This is a genomic window from Steroidobacter sp., from assembly GCF_036402275.1.
Lineage (GTDB): Bacteria > Pseudomonadota > Gammaproteobacteria > Steroidobacterales > Steroidobacteraceae > Steroidobacter.
On sequence record NZ_DASWTF010000040.1, the window covers coordinates 21,938 to 39,526 of the forward strand.

At 62.5% G+C, this 17,589-nt stretch carries 14 protein-coding genes; 8 read left to right on the forward strand and 6 right to left on the reverse strand.

The annotated features are described in order from the left end of the window. Positions 1–44 precede the first annotated feature (44 nt). The 6 genes from VGD45_RS24775 (at position 45) to VGD45_RS24800 (ending at position 6,367) form a co-directional block, all read left to right on the forward strand. The gene (locus tag VGD45_RS24775) at positions 45–701 is read left to right on the forward strand and encodes a hydrolase (RefSeq protein ID WP_331158055.1); all 657 of its coding nucleotides are present in this window, start codon (positions 45–47) and stop codon (positions 699–701) included. A gap of 90 nt (positions 702–791) precedes the next feature. After that, positions 792–1,076, forward strand: coding sequence for a XapX domain-containing protein (locus VGD45_RS24780; RefSeq protein ID WP_349263360.1), 285 nt, complete (start codon positions 792–794; stop codon positions 1,074–1,076). After that, complete coding sequence (locus VGD45_RS24785) at positions 1,073–3,031, forward strand: amidohydrolase (RefSeq protein ID WP_349263359.1); 1,959 nt, start codon at positions 1,073–1,075, stop codon at positions 3,029–3,031. Before VGD45_RS24780 ends, VGD45_RS24785 begins: the two co-directional genes overlap by 4 nt. A 1-nt stretch (position 3,032) precedes the next feature. After that, a complete protein-coding gene (locus VGD45_RS24790) occupies positions 3,033–3,461 on the forward strand; it encodes a DoxX family protein (protein ID WP_331158058.1) in 429 nt (142 codons plus the stop codon). A gap of 15 nt (positions 3,462–3,476) precedes the next feature. After that, complete coding sequence (locus tag VGD45_RS24795; protein WP_331158059.1) at positions 3,477–5,105, forward strand: MFS transporter; 1,629 nt, start codon at positions 3,477–3,479, stop codon at positions 5,103–5,105. Next, positions 5,102–6,367, forward strand: a complete 1,266-nt coding sequence (locus VGD45_RS24800; RefSeq protein WP_331158060.1) for an alginate export family protein — start codon at positions 5,102–5,104, stop codon at positions 6,365–6,367. The genes VGD45_RS24795 and VGD45_RS24800 overlap by 4 nt, the downstream gene beginning before the upstream one ends. Positions 6,368–6,392: 25 nt before the next feature. Here the strand turns inward: VGD45_RS24800 and VGD45_RS24805 are convergent, their stop codons facing one another. After that, a complete protein-coding gene (locus VGD45_RS24805) occupies positions 6,393–6,791 on the reverse strand; it encodes an AraC family transcriptional regulator (RefSeq protein ID WP_331158061.1) in 399 nt (132 codons plus the stop codon). 103 nt (positions 6,792–6,894) lie between these two features. Beyond that, positions 6,895–7,248, reverse strand: coding sequence for a hypothetical protein (locus VGD45_RS24810; RefSeq protein WP_331158062.1), 354 nt, complete (start codon positions 7,246–7,248; stop codon positions 6,895–6,897). A gap of 103 nt (positions 7,249–7,351) precedes the next feature. Here VGD45_RS24810 and VGD45_RS24815 point away from each other — a divergent pair, with 103 nt between their 5' ends. Together VGD45_RS24815 and VGD45_RS24820 are read left to right on the forward strand one after the other, a co-directional pair. Further along, the gene (locus VGD45_RS24815; protein ID WP_331158063.1) at positions 7,352–10,486 is read left to right on the forward strand and encodes a triple tyrosine motif-containing protein; all 3,135 of its coding nucleotides are present in this window, start codon (positions 7,352–7,354) and stop codon (positions 10,484–10,486) included. A gap of 11 nt (positions 10,487–10,497) precedes the next feature. Further along, a complete protein-coding gene (locus VGD45_RS24820) occupies positions 10,498–11,130 on the forward strand; it encodes a response regulator (RefSeq protein WP_414717608.1) in 633 nt (210 codons plus the stop codon). Here VGD45_RS24820 and VGD45_RS24825 read toward each other — a convergent pair. The 4 genes from VGD45_RS24825 to VGD45_RS24840 all read right to left on the reverse strand — a co-directional run bounded on the left by VGD45_RS24825 (position 11,066) and on the right by VGD45_RS24840 (position 17,587). Continuing rightward, on the reverse strand, positions 11,066–13,297 hold the full coding sequence (locus VGD45_RS24825; protein ID WP_331158065.1) for a S9 family peptidase: 2,232 nt from the start codon (positions 13,295–13,297) through the stop codon (positions 11,066–11,068). The genes VGD45_RS24820 and VGD45_RS24825 overlap by 65 nt on opposite strands. Then, positions 13,291–15,879 carry a TonB-dependent receptor gene (locus VGD45_RS24830; RefSeq protein ID WP_331158066.1) on the reverse strand — a complete coding sequence of 863 codons (2,589 nt, stop codon included), beginning with the start codon at positions 15,877–15,879 and terminating at the stop codon, positions 13,291–13,293. The genes VGD45_RS24825 and VGD45_RS24830 overlap by 7 nt, the downstream gene beginning before the upstream one ends. 93 nt (positions 15,880–15,972) lie before the next feature. After that, entirely contained in the window at positions 15,973–17,037 is a 1,065-nt protein-coding gene (locus VGD45_RS24835) for a FecR family protein (RefSeq protein ID WP_331158067.1), read from the reverse strand. Continuing rightward, a complete protein-coding gene (locus VGD45_RS24840; protein WP_331158068.1) occupies positions 17,030–17,587 on the reverse strand; it encodes a sigma-70 family RNA polymerase sigma factor in 558 nt (185 codons plus the stop codon). The genes VGD45_RS24835 and VGD45_RS24840 overlap by 8 nt, the downstream gene beginning before the upstream one ends. Positions 17,588–17,589 lie beyond the last annotated feature (2 nt).

The window sequence follows — 17,589 nt, forward strand, 5'->3', positions numbered from 1 at the left end:
TCGTAGCAGCGCGGTGGCGTCCAACTCCAATCCAAGGAACATCAATGTCCGCGCAATTCACTCCCACGCCGGGTCCTTTGCTGCTCACGCCGAAGGATCATGTGCTGGTCATGATCGATTTCCAGTCGCAGATGTCTTTCGCCACGCACTCCATCGACGCCGTCAACCTGCGCACCAATGCGGCGCTCGTTGCGCACGCCGCGGCTGGCTTCGAAGTCTCGACCGTGCTCACGACTGTCGCGGAGAAAAGCTTCTCCGGTCCCATGTTCAGCGAGATCACCGATGCGTTCCCCGGCCAGGCGCTGCTCGACCGCACTTCGATGAACACGTGGGAAGACGCCGCCGTCATCAAGCGTCTGAACGAGATCGGCAAGAAGCGCATCGTGCTCGCCGGTCTTTGGACCAGCGTGTGCATCGTCGGCCCGGCGCTCTCCGCGCTGGAGCAGGGATGTGAGGTCTATGTGATCGCCGATGCGTGCGGAGACGTGTCGCTCGAGGCGCATAACCGCGCCATGGATCGCATGGTGCAGGCGGGTGTTCGGCCGATGACGTCGCTGCAGTATCTGCTCGAGTTGCAGCGTGACTGGGCTCGCACGTCGACTTACGACATGACCACAGGCATCGCGAAGCGGTTCGGCGGTGCGTACGGCCTCGGCATCATTTACGCCAAGTCGATGTTCGGCGCTTCCGAAGGTCACTGATGCTCCGGCCTGCGCAATGCAGGTTACGAGCGTGATGAGCAACGCATGCCGGGCGGTTCACCGCCCGGCATCACACCGAAGGCAATCATCATGAAGATTTATATCGTCTCCGCCGGCGCGGGCTTGCTCGTCGGTGTCATCTACGCACTCCTCAACGTGCGCTCGCCAGCGCCGCCAGTCGTGGCGCTCATCGGTTTGCTCGGCATTCTGGTGGGCGAACAGATCGTGCCGATCGCCAAGCGATTGATGTCGGGCGAGCCGGTCACGGTTTCGTGGACGCGGGCTCAATGCGTGCAGCACATCTTCGGTGAGTTGCCGCGCAAAGCGCCCGATGCTCGAACTGAAAACGTCGTGCGTCACGCGGATCTGTCATGAGCTGGACGCGTCGTCAAGTCACCGCAGCCAGCGCCGCGGCGGCGCTATCGGCAGTGTTGCCCAAAGGAGCTCGCGCTCAACGCCGCTCTCCCGGAGATTCTTCGATGACCGCTGATCTGATCCTGACCAATGGCCGGTTCGCGACGCTCGACAGGGGCAACCCGAATCCGCCGGCCGTGGCCATGGCCGACGGCAAGTTTCTCGCTGTCGGCACTGAGCAGGAGGTCAGAGCGCACGCCGGCCCCGCCACGAAGATCGTCGATCTCAAAGGACGGCGGGCGATTCCGGGCTTGATCGACAGCCACATGCATATCATTCGCGGCGGGCTCAACTACAACATGGAGCTGCGCTGGGATGGGGTGCGCTCGCTTGCAACCGCCTTGCGAATGCTCAAGGAACAGGTCGACCGGACTCCGGCGCCGCAATGGGTGCGCGTCGTGGGCGGCTTCACCGAGCATCAGTTCGTCGAGAAACGCCTGCCGACGCTCGATGAGATCAACGCGATAGCGCCCGATACGCCTGTCTTCATTCTTCATCTCTACGATCGCGCGTTGCTGAACGCTGCAGCGTTGCGGGTCGTCGGCTATGACAAGCGCACGCCCAATCCGCCGGGCGGCGAGATCGCACGCGACCGCAACGGTAATCCGACCGGCCTGCTGCTGGCGCAACCGAATGCCAGCATTCTCTATTCGACGCTCGCCAAAGGCCCGAAATTGCCGCCCGAATATCAGAAGAATTCGACGCGACACTTCATGCGGGAGGTCAACCGGCTCGGCGTCACGGGCGTCATCGATGCCGGCGGCGGTTTTCAGAATTATCCCGAAGACTATCGTATCGTCGAAGAGCTGCACGCGGCCGGCGAGCTCACGGTGCGCATCGCCTACAACCTGTTCACGCAGAAACCGAAAGAGGAGCTGGCCGATTTCAAGAGCTGGTCCGGTCAAGTCAAGCCGGGGCAGGGCGACGATCTCTATCGACACAACGGCGCGGGTGAAATGCTGGTGTACAGCGCCGCCGATTTCGAGGACTTCAGAGTCGCGCGTCCGGAGCTGCCGGCGAGCATGGAGAGCGATCTCGAGCCGGTCGTGCGGTTGCTCGCGGCGAATCGCTGGCCGTGGCGGCTGCATGCGACCTACGACGAAACGATCTCGCGTGCGCTCGATGTCTTCGAGAAGGTGAACAGAGATATTCCGTTGACGGGCTTGCATTGGTTTTTCGATCACTGCGAGACCATTTCGGATCGCAATATCGATCGTATCGCCGCGCTCGGCGGCGGTGTCGCGATCCAGCATCGCATGGCGTTCCAAGGTGAGTATTTCGTCGAGCGTTACGGCGCACGCGCCGCGGAGCGCACACCGCCGATTCAACGTATGTTGAAGTCGGGGTTGTCGGTGGGTGCAGGGACCGACGCGACGCGCGTGGCTTCGTACAACCCTTGGGTGTCGCTCTCGTGGCTGGTCACCGGCAAGACCCTCGGTGGACTGACGCTCTATCCGTCTCAGAATCGGTTGGGCCGCGAGCAGGCGTTGCGATTGTGGACGGAAGCAAACACCTGGTTCTCGACGGAACCGGGCAAGAAGGGGCAGATCAAAGTTGGGCAGCTTGCGGACCTGGCGGTGTTGTCGGATGACTACTTCAGCATCCCCGAAGACGAGATCCAGGACATCACGTCGGTTCTGACAGTGCTCGGTGGCAAGATCGTGCACGCCGCCGGCGACTTTGGCGATCTCGCGCCTCCTTTGCCGCCGCCGACGCCGGATTGGTCACCAGTGAAACATTACGGCGGATACCACGCACGAGGCGGGTCGCATGCGCAGAGCATGGCCGCGGTTTCGCTCGGCGGCGGTCATGCGTGCTCAGTTCATCATCATGCTCACCGATGGAATAACTCCGTGCCGGCATCCAATCCCGATGCCTTCTGGGGCGCGTTCGGTTGTTCGTGCTGGGCGTTCTGACATGGCCGTCGTATCCAAAGTGGCCGCGCGCCTTTCGACTCCGGCAGTGCACTGGATCGCGCTGCTTGCGCTGTGCTCCGCATATTTACAGGGCGGGCTCACCAAGCTGTTCAATTTCGACGGCGCGATTGCGGAGATGAATCACTTCGGTCTGACGCCGGCCGCGCCGTTCGCGATCGCGACGATCGCCTTGGAGCTCGCGGCGCCGTTGGCAATCCTGAGCGGTTGGTATCGCTGGTTCGGCGCTCTGGCGCTCGCGGGGTTCACGCTGATCGCGACCTTCCTGGCAAACCGATTCTGGGAGCTCGCGCCACCCGAGCGCATCGCCACGGCGAACGCCTTCTTCGAGCACCTCGGCTTGGTGGGTGCATTCGTTCTCGTCGCCTGGCGCGACCTTCGTCATCGCCATTCCGATCGCACACAGATATGACAACCGCAGGTAAACATGGCGACGGCCGATCCCACCACCGATAGTTTTGCGCCGCTACGCCAGTCCGCATTCGCCGTGCTTTGGGCGGCGACGGTCCTGGGCAATACGGGCACGTTCATGCGAGACGTTGCCAGCGCCTGGCTGGTGACCGACCTGTCGGCATCTCCCATGGCGGTCGCATTGATTCAAGTGGCCGGCACGTTGCCGATTTTCTTGCTCGCGATTCCCGCGGGAGTGCTGTCGGATATTCTCGATCGACGTCGCTTCCTGATCTGTATCCAGCTGCTGCTCGCCGCGGTCAGCGCGACATTGATGGTGCTTTCTCATACTGGAGCGATCGGCGTCGGCTCGCTGATTGCGCTGACGCTGCTGGGCGGTGTTGGAGCAGCGCTCATGGGACCCACCTGGCAATCGATCGTCCCGGAACTGGTCCCGAGAGCCGACGTGCGCAATGCCGTTGCGCTCAACTCGCTGGGCATCAACATTGCCCGGTCCATCGGGCCCGCTTTAGGAGGATTGTTGCTTGCGACGTTTGGCGCCGCGCTCACGTACGGCGTCGATGTGCTCAGCTATGTGCTGGTCATCGCCGCGTTAGTGTGGTGGCGTCGGCCGCCCGATGCCGCGAGCGAACTGCGAGAGCACTTTGCGGGCGCGCTGCGGGCAGGGCTGCGTTACGCACGTGCGAGTCGCGAGCTCCATCGCGTCGTGTTGCGTGCAACAGCCTATTTCCTGTTCGCAAGCGCGATCTGGGCGCTGTTGCCACTCGTCGCGAGGGATCTGCTCGAGGGAGGCGCAGGTTTCTATGGCCTGCTGCTCGGCGCCGTCGGCGTCGGTGCGATTGCAGGGGCCATTCTCCTGCCGCGGCTTCGTGTGCATCTGGACGCCGATGGTTTGATGCTCACGGCTGCAGTCGCGACCGCACTCGTCATGGGCTCGCTGGCGCTGGCGCCGCCTCGGTGGATCGCGCTCATATTGTTGTTCGTGCTGGGCGTTGCCTGGATTGCCACGTTGACGACGCTCAACGCCACGGCACAAGCGGTCTTGCCGAACTGGGTTCGCGGACGCGGCCTGGCGATTTATCTCACCGTGTTCAATGGCTCGATGGCCGGCGGCAGCGTGGTCTGGGGACTGGTCGCGCAACAGATCGGCGTTGCGTCGACGTTGCTGGTGAGCGGCTGTGGCCTGATCGTCATCGCGATCGCGATGCTTCGCTATCGGCTGCCGTCCGTCGCCAGCGATCTCATGCCTTCCAATCACTGGCCTGAACCGTTGGTCGCGGCAGCCGTGGCAGCGGATCGCGGGCCCGTGCTCGTTCTTATCCATCACCACGTGCGTCAGGCCGATCATGGTGCGTTCCTGAGCGCACTCGCGCCCTTGTCCGAGGAGCGAAGGCGCGATGGCGCCTATGTCTGGGGCGTGACCGAGGATGCGAATGATCCCACGCACATCGTCGAGTGGTTCATGGTCGAATCGTGGGCGGAGCATCTGCGCCAACATAAGCGTGTCACCAATGCGGACGCCGATGTGCAGCGTGCGCTCGCGCGTTATCAGATCGACGGTCGAGCGCCGGTCGTTGAGCATTTCCTCACGCTTGGCGTGCGGCACGCAGCGTCACCACCAGGCACTCCGGGCCCGGAGCGATGAGACTGATCGTCGCGGCCGCGATCGGGGCCGTGCTCGTCGCACCGTTGACGCGAGCACAGTCGTGGTCTCTCGATGTGAGCGGGCAGTTGCGCGAACGTTTCGAATCTTCGCAGAATCCCGTGTTCGGTCTTTCCGAGCCGGCCCAGAACGATGTTTTCTTGCATCGTGCGGCGCTGTCTGGCGATCTTCGCCAGGGCGATGGATTTCGGGCTCTGGTCGAGGTCGTCGGCGGATACACGTCCGGCTGGGCGGGTTCGCCGCCGCCGACCCAGGACGATCCATTCGATGTTCTCCAAGCATTCGTGGAAACATCGTTGCCGTTGGCGAACAGCGAGGTCGTGGTGCGAGCCGGGCGTCAGGAACTGACGTTGGGATCCTCGCGACTCGTCTCGGTGCGTGAATCGCCCAACATACGGCGAGCTTTCGATGGGATCAGAGCCACCTGGGCCCGTTCCGAAGACACTCGGGTCGACGTCTTCATGGTACGGCCAGTGTTTCCGGAGGATGGACTGATCGACGATCGCAGCTCATCGGAACAGAGTTTCTGGGGCGCTTACGCGACGTTTCTTCCGGCCGTGCTCGGAGGCGCCGCAATGGACGCCTACTACTTGGGACTTCGCCGGGAGGATGCGAGTTTCGCTCAAGGGCAGGGGCGCGAGTTGCGTCACAGTGTCGGCCTGCGCGTATTCGGCGAGAGCGATGGTTGGGATTGGAATCTAGAAGGTGTCTGGCAATGGGGTTCGTTCGGTGCGGCTCGCATCCGTGCTTGGACGTTGTCCTTGGATGCGGGATACACGTTCTCCAGCGTCCCGTTCGCGCCGCGCGTGGGGCTCAAGAGCGATGCGATCAGCGGCGATCGCGATCCGCTGGATGCAACCCTTGGCACCTTCAATCCTCTTTTTCCGAAGCTGCCGTACTTCTCCGAAGCGAATCTCGTTACGCCGGCCAATCTGCTCGACATCCAACCCAGCGTGTCGCTGTCGCTGACGCAGCGTTTGAATTTCAGCGTGAGCTGGAACGCGCTGTGGAAGTACGCCGAGGCCGACGCTTTCTACTCGCCGCCGTTATCAGCCGTCGATGACACGTCGATGACGTCCACGACGGACATCGGCCGGCAAGTGAGTACCGCGATCGAGTGGAACGCGAGCGACGATCTCTCGCTCGCTGCGACCTACGTGACGTTCGAGCCACGCGGGGTGGCTCGTCAGGCCGGCGGACGCGACGGCAGCTTCTTCATGGCTTCGATACAACTGACGTTCTGAGCTATGTTTCTGGACGCCGGGCGTCCTATCCGCATTCCATGTTGCTGTGGGCGAACTCTCGTGGCGTCATGCCGACGAGTTTGCGAAACCAGCGCGTGAAATGACTCTGATCGTAGAAGCCGACGCTCACGGCGATCTCGGTCATGAGCAGCTCGCCTTGCCTGATCAGGCGCTTCGCATGCTCCACGCGGCAGCGCTGCACGTAACGCATGGGGCTTTCGCCCGTGGTTCTAACAAACATTCTGGAAAAGTGGAAACGGCTGAGCCCGATGGCTCGAGCCAGATCGTCCGGCGTCATGCGCTCGCCGAGATTCTCGATGATGTATTCATGGGCGAGCCGCAAGTCACGACCGCTCAGTCCTTTGGCGCTGTAAACTGGCGGGCGCGAATCGGGGGCGGCTTGCTGCACGGAGTGTAGAGTCATGGCTTCTCACGGATCGACTGCAGATCGATCCTGGAGCAGCGCGTTGCCGTCCGGTAGCCTCCGATGCGCCGAAACGATCCCTCGATCGAGTGATGTCGGCACGTCACTTCGATTCGGGCGGCCAGACCACCAGACGACGTCCGAACAATCTGGAATCCAGCGAGTACGCGCCCGGCCCCAGCAGGCAGAGCGCGCAAGCGTGGACTGCAAGCAGCGCGCAAAGCCCTGGATCCGCGTTACGATCCAGCCAGACACAGGCCAGCGCAAGCAAGCCGGCGATGGGCGAAATCAATGGAGTGAGCAGGCCGAGACCGATGAGAATGCCGGCGCCGAGGCGAATCGCCAGCGGTGCATCGACCACGAGAATGAGCGCGATGGCCAGCGCACAGCGAAGCAGCAGCAACGCGGCGCCCGGCGCTCCTGTTGGAAATGTCGTGAATAGCTTCTGCACCCGCATGGATGGTATTCTGCCGATGTCTTCAGCAGTAGCCGCAAGCCAGCGAGCGATTGATCCCTCAACCGAGGGATCGTGGCATCTTCCCAGTTGAAAGTGTGGTGATATGTCCTTCCTCGTGAAGGCGGCGCCACTCGGTGAGGTGTGCCCCATTACGACGATGCGACAACTATTTTCTTTCGAGCCCTGGGTCGTTGCGTTGCTGATGGGCCTGTCGGCGGCATGGCTCAGCGCGCCGACCGCGGCAATGGATCGGGACCGCGGCATCTCACAATTGCAACACACTACATGGACCATCAAGGACGGCGCGCCGCCCGATGTGTGGGCGCTGGCGCAAGGGGCGGATGGTTACCTGTGGCTTGGGACGGGCGCCGGGTTGTATCGCTTCGACGGTCTTCGCTTCGAGCGCTTCAAACCCAGCTCCGGGCAATTCAGCTCGAACAACATGACCGCGCTCACCGCCTTGCCTTCGGGCGAGCTGTGGATCGGTTATTACTTCGGCGGGGCCAGCATGCTCAAGGACGGGCGACTCACCAATTTCGGCGAGCGCGAGGGTATGCCGCCAGGCGTGGTGTTTCGCTTTGCCCACGATCTCGATGGAGGACTATGGGCCGCCACCGCGGGTGGACTGTCGCGGCTCGAGGGCGATCGCTGGCGGACCGTCGGAAGTGAGTGGGGCTATCCGGGGGACCACGCCGACTGGGTGCTCGTGGATCGCGACGGGACCCTGTGGGTTGCCACTCACGAAACATTGGTTTTCCTGCGCCGAGGAGCACGCCGTTTCGAGCCCACGGGCGAGCGTGTGGTCGGACCGGCGGTGCTCGCTCAAGCGCCGGACGGAACTCTGTGGCTCTCGGATGAGGTACGTGGCACACGAGCATTCCGCATGGGATTCAACAGCCGCGAAGCCCCGTCCAGCAGTCGCTTGCCTGCCGAGCCGATTCGTTCCAAGCGGATGCTGTTCGATCGCGATGGCAATCTGTGGGCCACGGACGCCGATCGTGGGGGCATTTACCGGGTCGCGTTTCCGGAGCGGCTCACGGACGGGCCATCTCTGACCCGCCAGGATGTTTCGGACGTGTTTACGCTGAAAGACGGGCTGACCTCGAACATCGCGGTGCCCTTGCTGGAAGACATCGAAGGCAATTTGTGGGTGGGCACGAATCTGGGATTGAATCGGTTCCGCCGTAACAACGTGATCGCGGAGAAACGCATTCCAGCGACCTCATCGGCGGGCTTCGTGCTCGCGACCGACGATCGCGGCGAAGTGGTCGTTGCGAATCCCGGCGGACTGATCCGGATTGCAAAGGAGAACGTTCAAGTGCTGGCGCCTTCGGTACCGGAGATCAGCAGCGCCCATCGAAACAGGGACGGCGAGTTGTGGTTCGGGACGTCCGGAGCATTGCTGCGGATGGAAGGCGAGCGCCTGGTTCGCACGGAGTTGCCACGGGACGTCCTCGGAAGTGAAGTGCAAGCAATTGCAGGCGAGCCTTCGGGCGCGCTATGGGTCTCCGTCGACCGTAACGGCGTTTATCGGTACGCCGATGGGAAGTGGCAACGTTGGGGCAATCGAACTGATCTGCCGCAGCTGCCCGCAAACGCTGTTGCCAGCGACGCGCAAGGTCAGATCTGGCTCGGTTATCCCGACAGTCTCGTCGCAGTGATCAGCGGCGATCGTACTCGCACTTACTCCACGCGGGACGGACTCAACGTAGGTCACGTCATGGCGTTTGAAGAAGGGGTGCGAGGCTTGTGGATCGGCGGCGAGCTCGGCATCGCTCGAGTGCGGGACGGTCGCGTTAGTACGCTGAGCTCGGCGCGCGTCGATGTATTCAGCGGCGTTTCGGGAATGGTCGAAACAGCAGCGGGTGAGCTTTGGATCAACGGCATTCTCGGCATCGTCCGCGTCCCAGTGGAGCAGATGGAGCGGGCATTCGCCGATCCGAGTCATCGTTTGCGTTATCGATTGTTCGACTTTCGCGATGGGCTGCCTGGTGTCGCACAACAGGCTTCGCCCGTGCCCACCGCCGTGGCGGCCGCCGATGGCAAGCTGTGGTTCGCCACGAATCACGGCGTGGTCCATATCGATCCGCAACGCGTCGTGGAGAACCAGATTCCACCGCCGGTTGCGATTCGTTCGTTGGTCGCGAATGGCCGGGCTTACGCGACGACAGCGCCGCTGCAGTTGCCCGAGCGCACATCGAGTGTGCGCATCGACTACACGGCCCTGAGCCTGACCGTGCCGGAGCGGGTTCGGTTTCTGCACAGACTCGAAGGCGCCGACTCGCATTGGCGAAACGCCGGCTCTCGACGCGAAGCGTTCTACACCAACCTGGCGCCGGGCGATTATCGGTTCCGGGTGATCGCCGCCAACAACGACGGCGTATGGAACGAGGGCGGCGCGTCCCTCGACTTCACTGTGCTGCCCGCGTTCCACCAGACGACAGGATTCCGAGCGCTGGTTGCCGCGGCTGTGCTCGTGGCATTGATGGGTTTGTATCAGCTGCGGATACGAGCACTCGCAAAGCGGATGGGCGAGCGCATGGAGGAACGGATCGAAGAGCGGGAGCGGATTGCTCGTGAGTTGCACGATACGTTGTTGCAGGGATTCCAGGGACTGATGCTGCGATTTCAATCGGTCGCCAATCGCATCCCGCCGCAGGAGCCCACCCGGCAGATGATGGAGAGCGCGCTCGAACGCGCCGATCAGGTGCTTACGGACGGGCGCAATCGCGTGAGAGATCTGCGCTCCTCGAAGGCAGGCGCCGGCGATCTGGTCGAGGCACTCAAGGAGGCGGGGCGGGAGCTTGCGGAAGAGAGTTCGGACGTCACCTTGCAGGTCGTCGTGCAGGGAACTGCTCGCGAGTTGCACCCGATGGTTCGCGATGAGGCGTACTGGATTGGCCGCGAGGCGATCCTGAACGCTTTCCGCCACGGTCAGGCGCACAGCGTCGAAGTCGAAGTGCACTATGAACCCCGCGAGATGCGCGTCCACGTCCGCGACGATGGTCGTGGGATACCGGCTGAAGTTCTCGAAGCAGGCGGTCGGCAGGGACGTTGGGGTTTGACCGGTATGCGTGAGCGTGCGGGCAAGATTCGCGGGCGCCTGGAGATCTGGAGTCGAAGCAGCGCAGGCACGGAGGTGGCGCTGCGCATTCCGGGCAGGTTTGCCTATCCAAAATCCTCGCGACGAGCATCGTGGCTGCAGCGCTTGATCGGCGGGCAGTTGGACAATTCTTAGCGTAGGGCAGCATCTTGGAAAACTCGACCTCTATTCGCGTCCTTGTCGTCGACGATCATCCGCTGATGCGTGAAGGCATCGCCTCGGCCATCGAATGCGAGCAAGACATGGCCCTCGTGGCGACGGCCACGAACGGAGACGAGGCTATCGCGGCGTTTCGGGAGCATCTTCCCGACGTAACGCTGATGGATCTGCAGATGCCGAAGACCAACGGCCTCGAGGCAATCAAATCCATCCTCGCGGAATTCCCCCAGGCTCGGATCGTGGTGCTGACGACTTATCAGCACGACACGCAAGCCATTGCAGCCCTGCGGGCCGGAGCCGCGGGATATCTGCTCAAGAACATGCTGCGCAAAGAGTTGATCGAGGCGATCCGCGCCGTGCATTCGGGCCGTCGGCGAATCAGCGCGGAGATCGCTGCGGAGATCGCCGAGCACGCGACGGAGGATGCGCTGAGCGAACGAGAGATCGAAGTACTACGCCGGGTGGCGAGCGGCGGCACCAATAAGAGCACCGCCGCTCAACTTGGCATCACGGAGGAAACCGTGAAGACGCACATGAAGTCCATTCTCGCCAAGCTCAATGCACAGGACCGCACCCACGCAGTGACGATTGCGGTCCAGCGCGGCATCCTGGTGCTTTGAAGAGAGCAGCTCGCGCCTTCATCTCTCGCCATCGCATGTGTCGAGGGCTATCGCTCTCCGAGTGTTCCCGGTCCAGAAGCCAGAATTCGAACCAGGCCAGATTGTGCGCGGCGGATTCCTTCTGCAGTTTCGGAATCGTCAGGTTGTGTCCAGTCTGCGGATAGACGATGAATTCCGTGGGCATGCCGGCGCGCCGGGCGGCCTTCGGGAATCCGAGCATCAGCAACGCCGCGGCGTCGGAGCCACCTTCAAAGAGGCTGGCCGTTTTGAGATTCGAGAACTGGAGATCGGGCGATTGCTCCAGATAAAGCTGTGGCGAGTCATACAGGCTGCCACCGACGGTCGCGTCGTGAATCTCTCGATTGGCTTCGCCGCTCATCATTTCGTACATCACAATGCCGTTGGCGACACCCTCGGCGAACGAGCTGCTACGGAAGAATCCGGCGCGCGCCATCGTCAATGGCCCGAGCATGGCGCCGTGACTGTGGCCGGAGATACCGAGCCTCTGTTCATCGGCGACGCCGCTTGCGATCAACGAACGGATACCCGTGATGATGTCGCCCATCGCCTGTCGATCGGAGCCCGACGCTATCGTGCGGCCATAAGTATGTGTGCCTCGATAGTTGGGCATGAACACCGCGATGCCCTGTGTCGGATATACCTCCAGCGGATAGGGCCAGTACGCGAAGTACGGAGCGAACGCATTCGGGAATGGGAATGCCGGCCCGCCGTGCACATGTGTGATCAGCGGCGCGGGGCGATCGGTCATGTCGGCCGCCTCCAGCAACCAACCGCTCACGGTCACTCCGTCAGTGCTGTTCCAACTCACCTCACGCGCACGATGCCGCACACGTTGCGCTATTCCGTCATTCAGATTGGTCAGTCTGCGGGGCGCGCCGGCGCGCGCTACATAGATCTCGGGAGGGCGCGTCAAGCTTTCGTTCACGAAGGCCAGATGACGAAAACTTCGGTCGAATTGAACGAGCGAGCTGCTGCCGTCCACTCCTGTCATCAGTTGCGTTGGAAAGACTCCCGCCGGCGTGAGATCGAACAACGAATGCACACCGCGCACCGTGTTGGCCAGGAGGATGCGCGTGGCGCTCACGGGCGTGAACCGCAGGCCCCGCGGATAGATTTCGATGGGGTGCCAGCGCGGACGTTTGCTTTCCCAGTCCACTGCCGCATCGACCATTGCCCATTCGGGAAATGAGCCGCTGACCCAGGGGTCGGTTTCGGTGACTCGCCGCAGAAGGATCCTGCGCGTGCCTGGAATCCATTCACCGCCGGCGAAGCTGCGGCCGACCTCGCGATCGGTGGGGGCGACTGCTTTGGCAATCGCATCGAAACGCCACTCGTCGACCGCGAATATGCCGACACTCGTGCGTTCGCTTCGCATCTGCGCCGGCGCCATGTCGCTGGCGACATAGGTTACCGACAGCGATCGTCCATCGCTCGACCAGGAGAATGCATCGTCCTCGCCGGAGGGTTCTCCGGGTACTGGCACCTGAGATGCGGCCACGCCGGAGTCGATCCACAGCGACAGCGGCAGGGGCTTGGCAATGCTCTGCCAGCGCGGATTCAGAAAGTCATGCGAGCTGGTCGTATCAGGGTCGATGAGGATGCCCCGATCGGACGTACGGAATTGTTCGAAAAGCGAGGCCCCGGCCGCTGCTTCTCGCCTGGTCGTGTATGCGACTTTGTTTCCATCGGGGCTGAAGCGGAAGCTCACGATCGAGTCCGCGCTACTCGTCACGGCTCGCAATTCCCTGGTGTTGGGATCGTAAGACCAGACTTGTGTCGAACCGGAGCGAGCCGAAAGAAACGCGAGCCGTTGTTGACGCGCAATCCAGGCGAGATTCGAAGCGTCCGCCAGCACATCCAGCACGACATCTGCGTTGTCACGCGCAAGCGAACGTAAATGGACCCGTCGTACCGGAACATTCTCGGCGCCGGCATGCGTCTCGACCACGTAAGCCAACCACCGGGCATCGGGCGACATCGCCAGCTCGGTGATCCGTTGCAACTGGAAGTAATCCTCGATCTGCAAGCCGTCACTGTGAGATTCGGCGTGCGCTGGCGCGACCGTGGCCCACATTCCAAGGCAGAGCGAAAATTGCACGATCCACGCGGCCATGCCGCCGTTCGGACTCACGCGACGCGTTACCATGCCTTCGCGATTTCCAGCGCGACGAAGCGGCCGAGTGGGGTGGCGTTGACCGAGTCATAGCCGGGATGCGCGATCGGTGAGCCCTGACTGAGCACGAACGGCGGATCCTCGTCGAACAGGTTCTGCACGCTCAGCACCACTTTCGCGCCTCGGAGCATTTCCTGGCGTGCGCCGTTGAAGTCATATCGCAGCTGACCGTCCAGTGTGGTCCATGAATCGATTTTGCTGGAGGCCTCGTCGGTGTTCCGATAACTGTCCTGATAGTTGAGAAACAATCCTGCGCTGAACTTCTTACCGCCCCAGGTGAGACCGCTGCGCAGGCGCAGGTCGATCGGCTGATTGAGCGTGTTCAATACATCGCGCGCGGGTGCGGCCGGCGCGACACGCTTCTCGAACTGCGTCAGATAGGTGCTGTTCACCGACCAGTCGAAGCGCCCGAGCCGGGTCTCGAATGGAAAGGACACGGTCACATCCAGGCCGGCCTGGCTTTCCTCCGCGATGTTCGTCACCGACGCGTCGGCCCATAGGTCCACGCTTTCGGGCGTGAACACACCGCCGGTGAGATCGTTGAACACCGTCGCCTGCGCGAGTCGTTCGTTGACGAAAGCCGCGCTGGGATTGGCGACCATGTAGCTTCCGAACACGTCCGGCGAGCCGAAGAATTCAGCAAAGCCCCCACTCACGGGACTGTCGATGCGGCCCTCGAACTCGATGTGGAAGTACGTGAGACTGACGGAATAAGCCGACTCGCTGGGCTGCAAGTCCAAGCCGACCGTCCAACTGCGGGATTTCTCCTCATGCAGATCCGGCCGCGCGGATTGAGCACGCAGCAGTATCAGCGGATCGCCATCCATAGCGACTCCGAAATCGCTGGCGATGAATGCGAGCACCGACTCGGTTCCGGGCGCCATGTCGGTGACCGTCGGTGCTTTGAACGACTCGCCATAAGTCGCTCGCACACTCAGCGCATCGACGGGTTGCCAGCGCAAACCGAACTTGGGCGTCACATCCTCGCCGAAATCGCTGTATTCCTCGTACCGTGCGGCGATGCTCAGCTCCAGCGCCTGGATACCTGTCACGCGATTGGCGGCGCCGACCAGCGGAACGAACAGTTCGCTGAACGCGGCCTTGACGGTCCGTCCCGGAATGGCATCACCGCCGATCGGCAGCACGTTCTCCTTGCGATAAGCGGCGCCGAGCGCGAGTCGCAATTCGCCTCCCGGCAGGGCGAGCACGGAACCGTCCGCCAGTGCGTCGAAGGACCACACATCGGTGTTGACCTTGGTTTGGATCAGTTCGCCGATCCCGGTCGCGACAGGAGTGCGCAGCAGGTTCGCGTTCAGATCGTACTCCGAGTAGCTCGCGCTCATCTGCGCCTTCCAGTCGCTGCCAAGATCCACGCGCGCGCCCAGCGAGCCGAACAATTGATCGCTCGACGAAGTTTCTTCATTGCGCAAGCCCAGATACGCCAGCTGATTATCCGTGTCTCGATTCGAATACAGCACATCGGCGAACATCGACCAGCGCTCGCTCACGTCATGATGGATGTTGGCGTAGACGCTGTGGCGCTCCTGCTCTGGCAGCAGCGTGCGCGGCAGCTCCGTCGAAGATGCGAAGCTTCGGTCACGTGCGTCCAGCGCATCCCGCTGCAGATACTCGTAGGCAAGCAGCGTACCGCCTCCATCCCAGTTCGCACCTAACGATTGAGAAGCCTGCAGCTCCCGAAGATCGCCGTCGGTGACGGCGCCGTAGCGAGCGGACGTCTGCGCACCTTCGTAGTCGTCGCGCAGGATGAAGTTGACGACGCCGCCGACTGCGTCGGAACCGTAAATTGCCGATGCTCCATCGGTGAGGACTTCGACCCGCTCGATGGCTGCGAGCGGAATCATCGAGATATCGATGAAACGTCCACTGTTACCGCCCGGCGCCAGGCGACGTCCATTGAGAAGTACGAGAGACGCGCCGGGGCCGAGCGAGCGCAGATTCACCGCGCTGCCATACCCGTTGTTGCCGACTGCGGAATCGGTGCCGACGTTGTGCTCACTGGCTCCCGCGCCCGAGTTCTGCGGCAGGCTCGCGATGAACTGCTCGAGCGTCGCATAACCGGCCCGCTGGATGTCCTCGCGGCTGTACGTCAGGATCGGAGAGGCACTGTACTTCACGCCGCGAATGTGAGAACCGGTCACTAAAATCTCCTCGAGCTCCGCCACCTCGGTTGCGGGCGTCGAGTCTCGAGTGCCCGAGGATTCGGAAGACGGCCTGCTGGTGTCGAGTGCGGGACCGGGTGCGATGACCATCGCGCCAGTCGCCTGATCCTGCTGCAATCGAAGATTCGTTCCCTCCAGCATTCTCGCGATCGCGTCCTGCGGCGACAGTGCGCCGTGAACGCCCCGAGTGCGCAACCCCTTCAGCTGGTCGGCGCGAAACAACAATTCGATTCCCGTTTGCTTTGCGTACGCCTCGAGCGCTGTCGCGAGATCTCCCGAGGGAATATCGACAGCCACGGTTTCGGCGGCTTGGCCAGCCAGCGATGCCATTGCCAGGGCGAGCGCAATCGCGCGTCGCACGTTTTTGATCAGCATCGAAAGTCCCCTTGCGTTTGACGTTATCTATCCGCAAGTATCGAGACGGTTACGCGACGTAAACTCCCCTCGACGCCGCCAAGTTTTTTCTCGCTACCGGGACTCTGCATGCGGCTCGATCGACAGAACCACCTCATCGCCATGTTCCCGCGCGTGGATCGCAAAGCCGTCTCGCAGCAGCCGGACGAAAGCATCGAAATTGGTGGCTCGAAAGTTGCCGCTCACGGGGATGCTTGCGAGCGCCGGATCTTCGATGATGATTCGACGCCGGTTATAGCGATTGAACTCGGCGACCGCCTCGACCAGCGGCGTCTCGTGAAAGACCACGTAACCGAACCGCCAGCTCAGCGCTTCCTCGAGCTCGGGGGCGGGCTTCTGCTGCACGATGATCGCTTCCGTTCGAGCTCGGGCGAGCGTCCCTGCCGTCATCAGAATGTCCTTGGTGGCCTCTCGCTCGATACGCACGGTGCCCTCCGTCACGATGACCCGGACGTCGTCCTGGTCCTTGCGCACGGAGAACTTGGTGCCGACCGCAACGATGCGCCGATCCCCGGCATCGACCACGAAGGGACGCGAGCGATCCCTGGCCACTTCGAAGAAGGCCTCGCCGGTATCGAGCTGCACACGGCGTTGCTCGGGCGTCATGGCAATGCGCACCTGACTGTTGGAGCTCAGAGTGATCTTCGAGCCGTCCACCATGGGTAGCGTCGCGATGCCACCCACTGGCGTGGAATAGCGGCCCTGATCGAACCAGCCCTGATGCCAGGCGAGCACGAACAGCGCCAGGAGCAGCGAGGCCGCGAAGGAATAAGGCAGCAACCGCCGCGTTTGTAACCTGAGCGGAGCAGGGGAGGTGCTGGCCACGTCCGTGGTCGTCAGGTGCGCCGAAGCAGCGGCGCGCGGTGCGTGTTTGAAGAAGGGGGACGCGCGCCACTGCTGCAAGTCAGGGATCTTGCCAGGCTGCACGCCGGTGCCCATCGCTTTGAGACGGTTCGCTTCTTCCCAGGCTGCTTCCAGACGTAGAAATTCGACCATGTGCGCCGTTGAAGCCGCGAGCCAGGCGGACAGCTCGGCCTGATCGATTTCGCTCCAGGTCCCACTGTCGCGTCGTGCGAGCCATTCCGCCGCGCGCTCTTCAATGTGCCGCGCCCTATCCATGTCCAGACTCCTGATCCCTCGCTGCATCCGATCGTTGAGGCTTCGAATCGCCGAATACCATCTGCGCGAGCAAGCGCACGCCACGCGCAACGCGCTTTTCCACCGTCCGCGCCGGCACGCCCAGGCGCCTCGACACGTCCTTTTGCGACAGCGACTCCACTTTCCGCAGCCACACCACTTCGCGGCAGACCGCGGGCAGCATTTCAAAAGCCCGTGCGAGTCGGGAGAAGTCTTCGCGCGCTCCCGCCCGCTCTTCGGCGGAGAGCTCGTCCACCAAGACGTTCAAGGCCTCCAGATCCCCCTTCAGCTCGATCGAAACGATTCGACTGCGACGGATCCGATCCGCCATCAGATTGCGCGCCACCGTGAAAAGAAACGATTTCGGGGCGCCGGGACGGGCGATGGCCGCCGCCTCATAGACCTTCACATACGCCTCTTGGCGAATGTCCTCGACTTCGCCACGGTTCGGCCATACGCGGCTGATAAAGCGCACGAGTGCCCCCTCATGCACCACGATCTCGCGCTTGAACCATTCCTGCAGGCTGTCCATGG

What these genes read in the sequence shown, in the direction of transcription:
- VGD45_RS24775 (WP_331158055.1), top strand. Translation starts at nt 45, where the DNA reads ATGTCCGCGCAATTCACTCCCACGCCGGGTCCTTTGCTGCTCACGCCG.
- VGD45_RS24780 (WP_349263360.1), top strand. Translation starts at nt 792, where the DNA reads ATGAAGATTTATATCGTCTCCGCCGGCGCGGGCTTGCTCGTCGGTGTC.
- VGD45_RS24785 (WP_349263359.1), top strand. Translation starts at nt 1,073, where the DNA reads ATGAGCTGGACGCGTCGTCAAGTCACCGCAGCCAGCGCCGCGGCGGCG.
- VGD45_RS24790 (WP_331158058.1), top strand. Translation starts at nt 3,033, where the DNA reads ATGGCCGTCGTATCCAAAGTGGCCGCGCGCCTTTCGACTCCGGCAGTG.
- VGD45_RS24795 (WP_331158059.1), top strand. Translation starts at nt 3,477, where the DNA reads ATGGCGACGGCCGATCCCACCACCGATAGTTTTGCGCCGCTACGCCAG.
- VGD45_RS24800 (WP_331158060.1), top strand. Translation starts at nt 5,102, where the DNA reads ATGAGACTGATCGTCGCGGCCGCGATCGGGGCCGTGCTCGTCGCACCG.
- VGD45_RS24805 (WP_331158061.1), bottom strand. Translation starts at nt 6,791, where the DNA reads ATGACTCTACACTCCGTGCAGCAAGCCGCCCCCGATTCGCGCCCGCCA.
- VGD45_RS24810 (WP_331158062.1), bottom strand. Translation starts at nt 7,248, where the DNA reads ATGCGGGTGCAGAAGCTATTCACGACATTTCCAACAGGAGCGCCGGGC.
- VGD45_RS24815 (WP_331158063.1), top strand. Translation starts at nt 7,352, where the DNA reads ATGTCCTTCCTCGTGAAGGCGGCGCCACTCGGTGAGGTGTGCCCCATT.
- VGD45_RS24825 (WP_331158065.1), bottom strand. Translation starts at nt 13,297, where the DNA reads ATGGTAACGCGTCGCGTGAGTCCGAACGGCGGCATGGCCGCGTGGATC.
- VGD45_RS24830 (WP_331158066.1), bottom strand. Translation starts at nt 15,879, where the DNA reads ATGCTGATCAAAAACGTGCGACGCGCGATTGCGCTCGCCCTGGCAATG.
- VGD45_RS24835 (WP_331158067.1), bottom strand. Translation starts at nt 17,037, where the DNA reads ATGGATAGGGCGCGGCACATTGAAGAGCGCGCGGCGGAATGGCTCGCA.
- VGD45_RS24840 (WP_331158068.1), bottom strand. Translation starts at nt 17,587, where the DNA reads ATGGACAGCCTGCAGGAATGGTTCAAGCGCGAGATCGTGGTGCATGAG.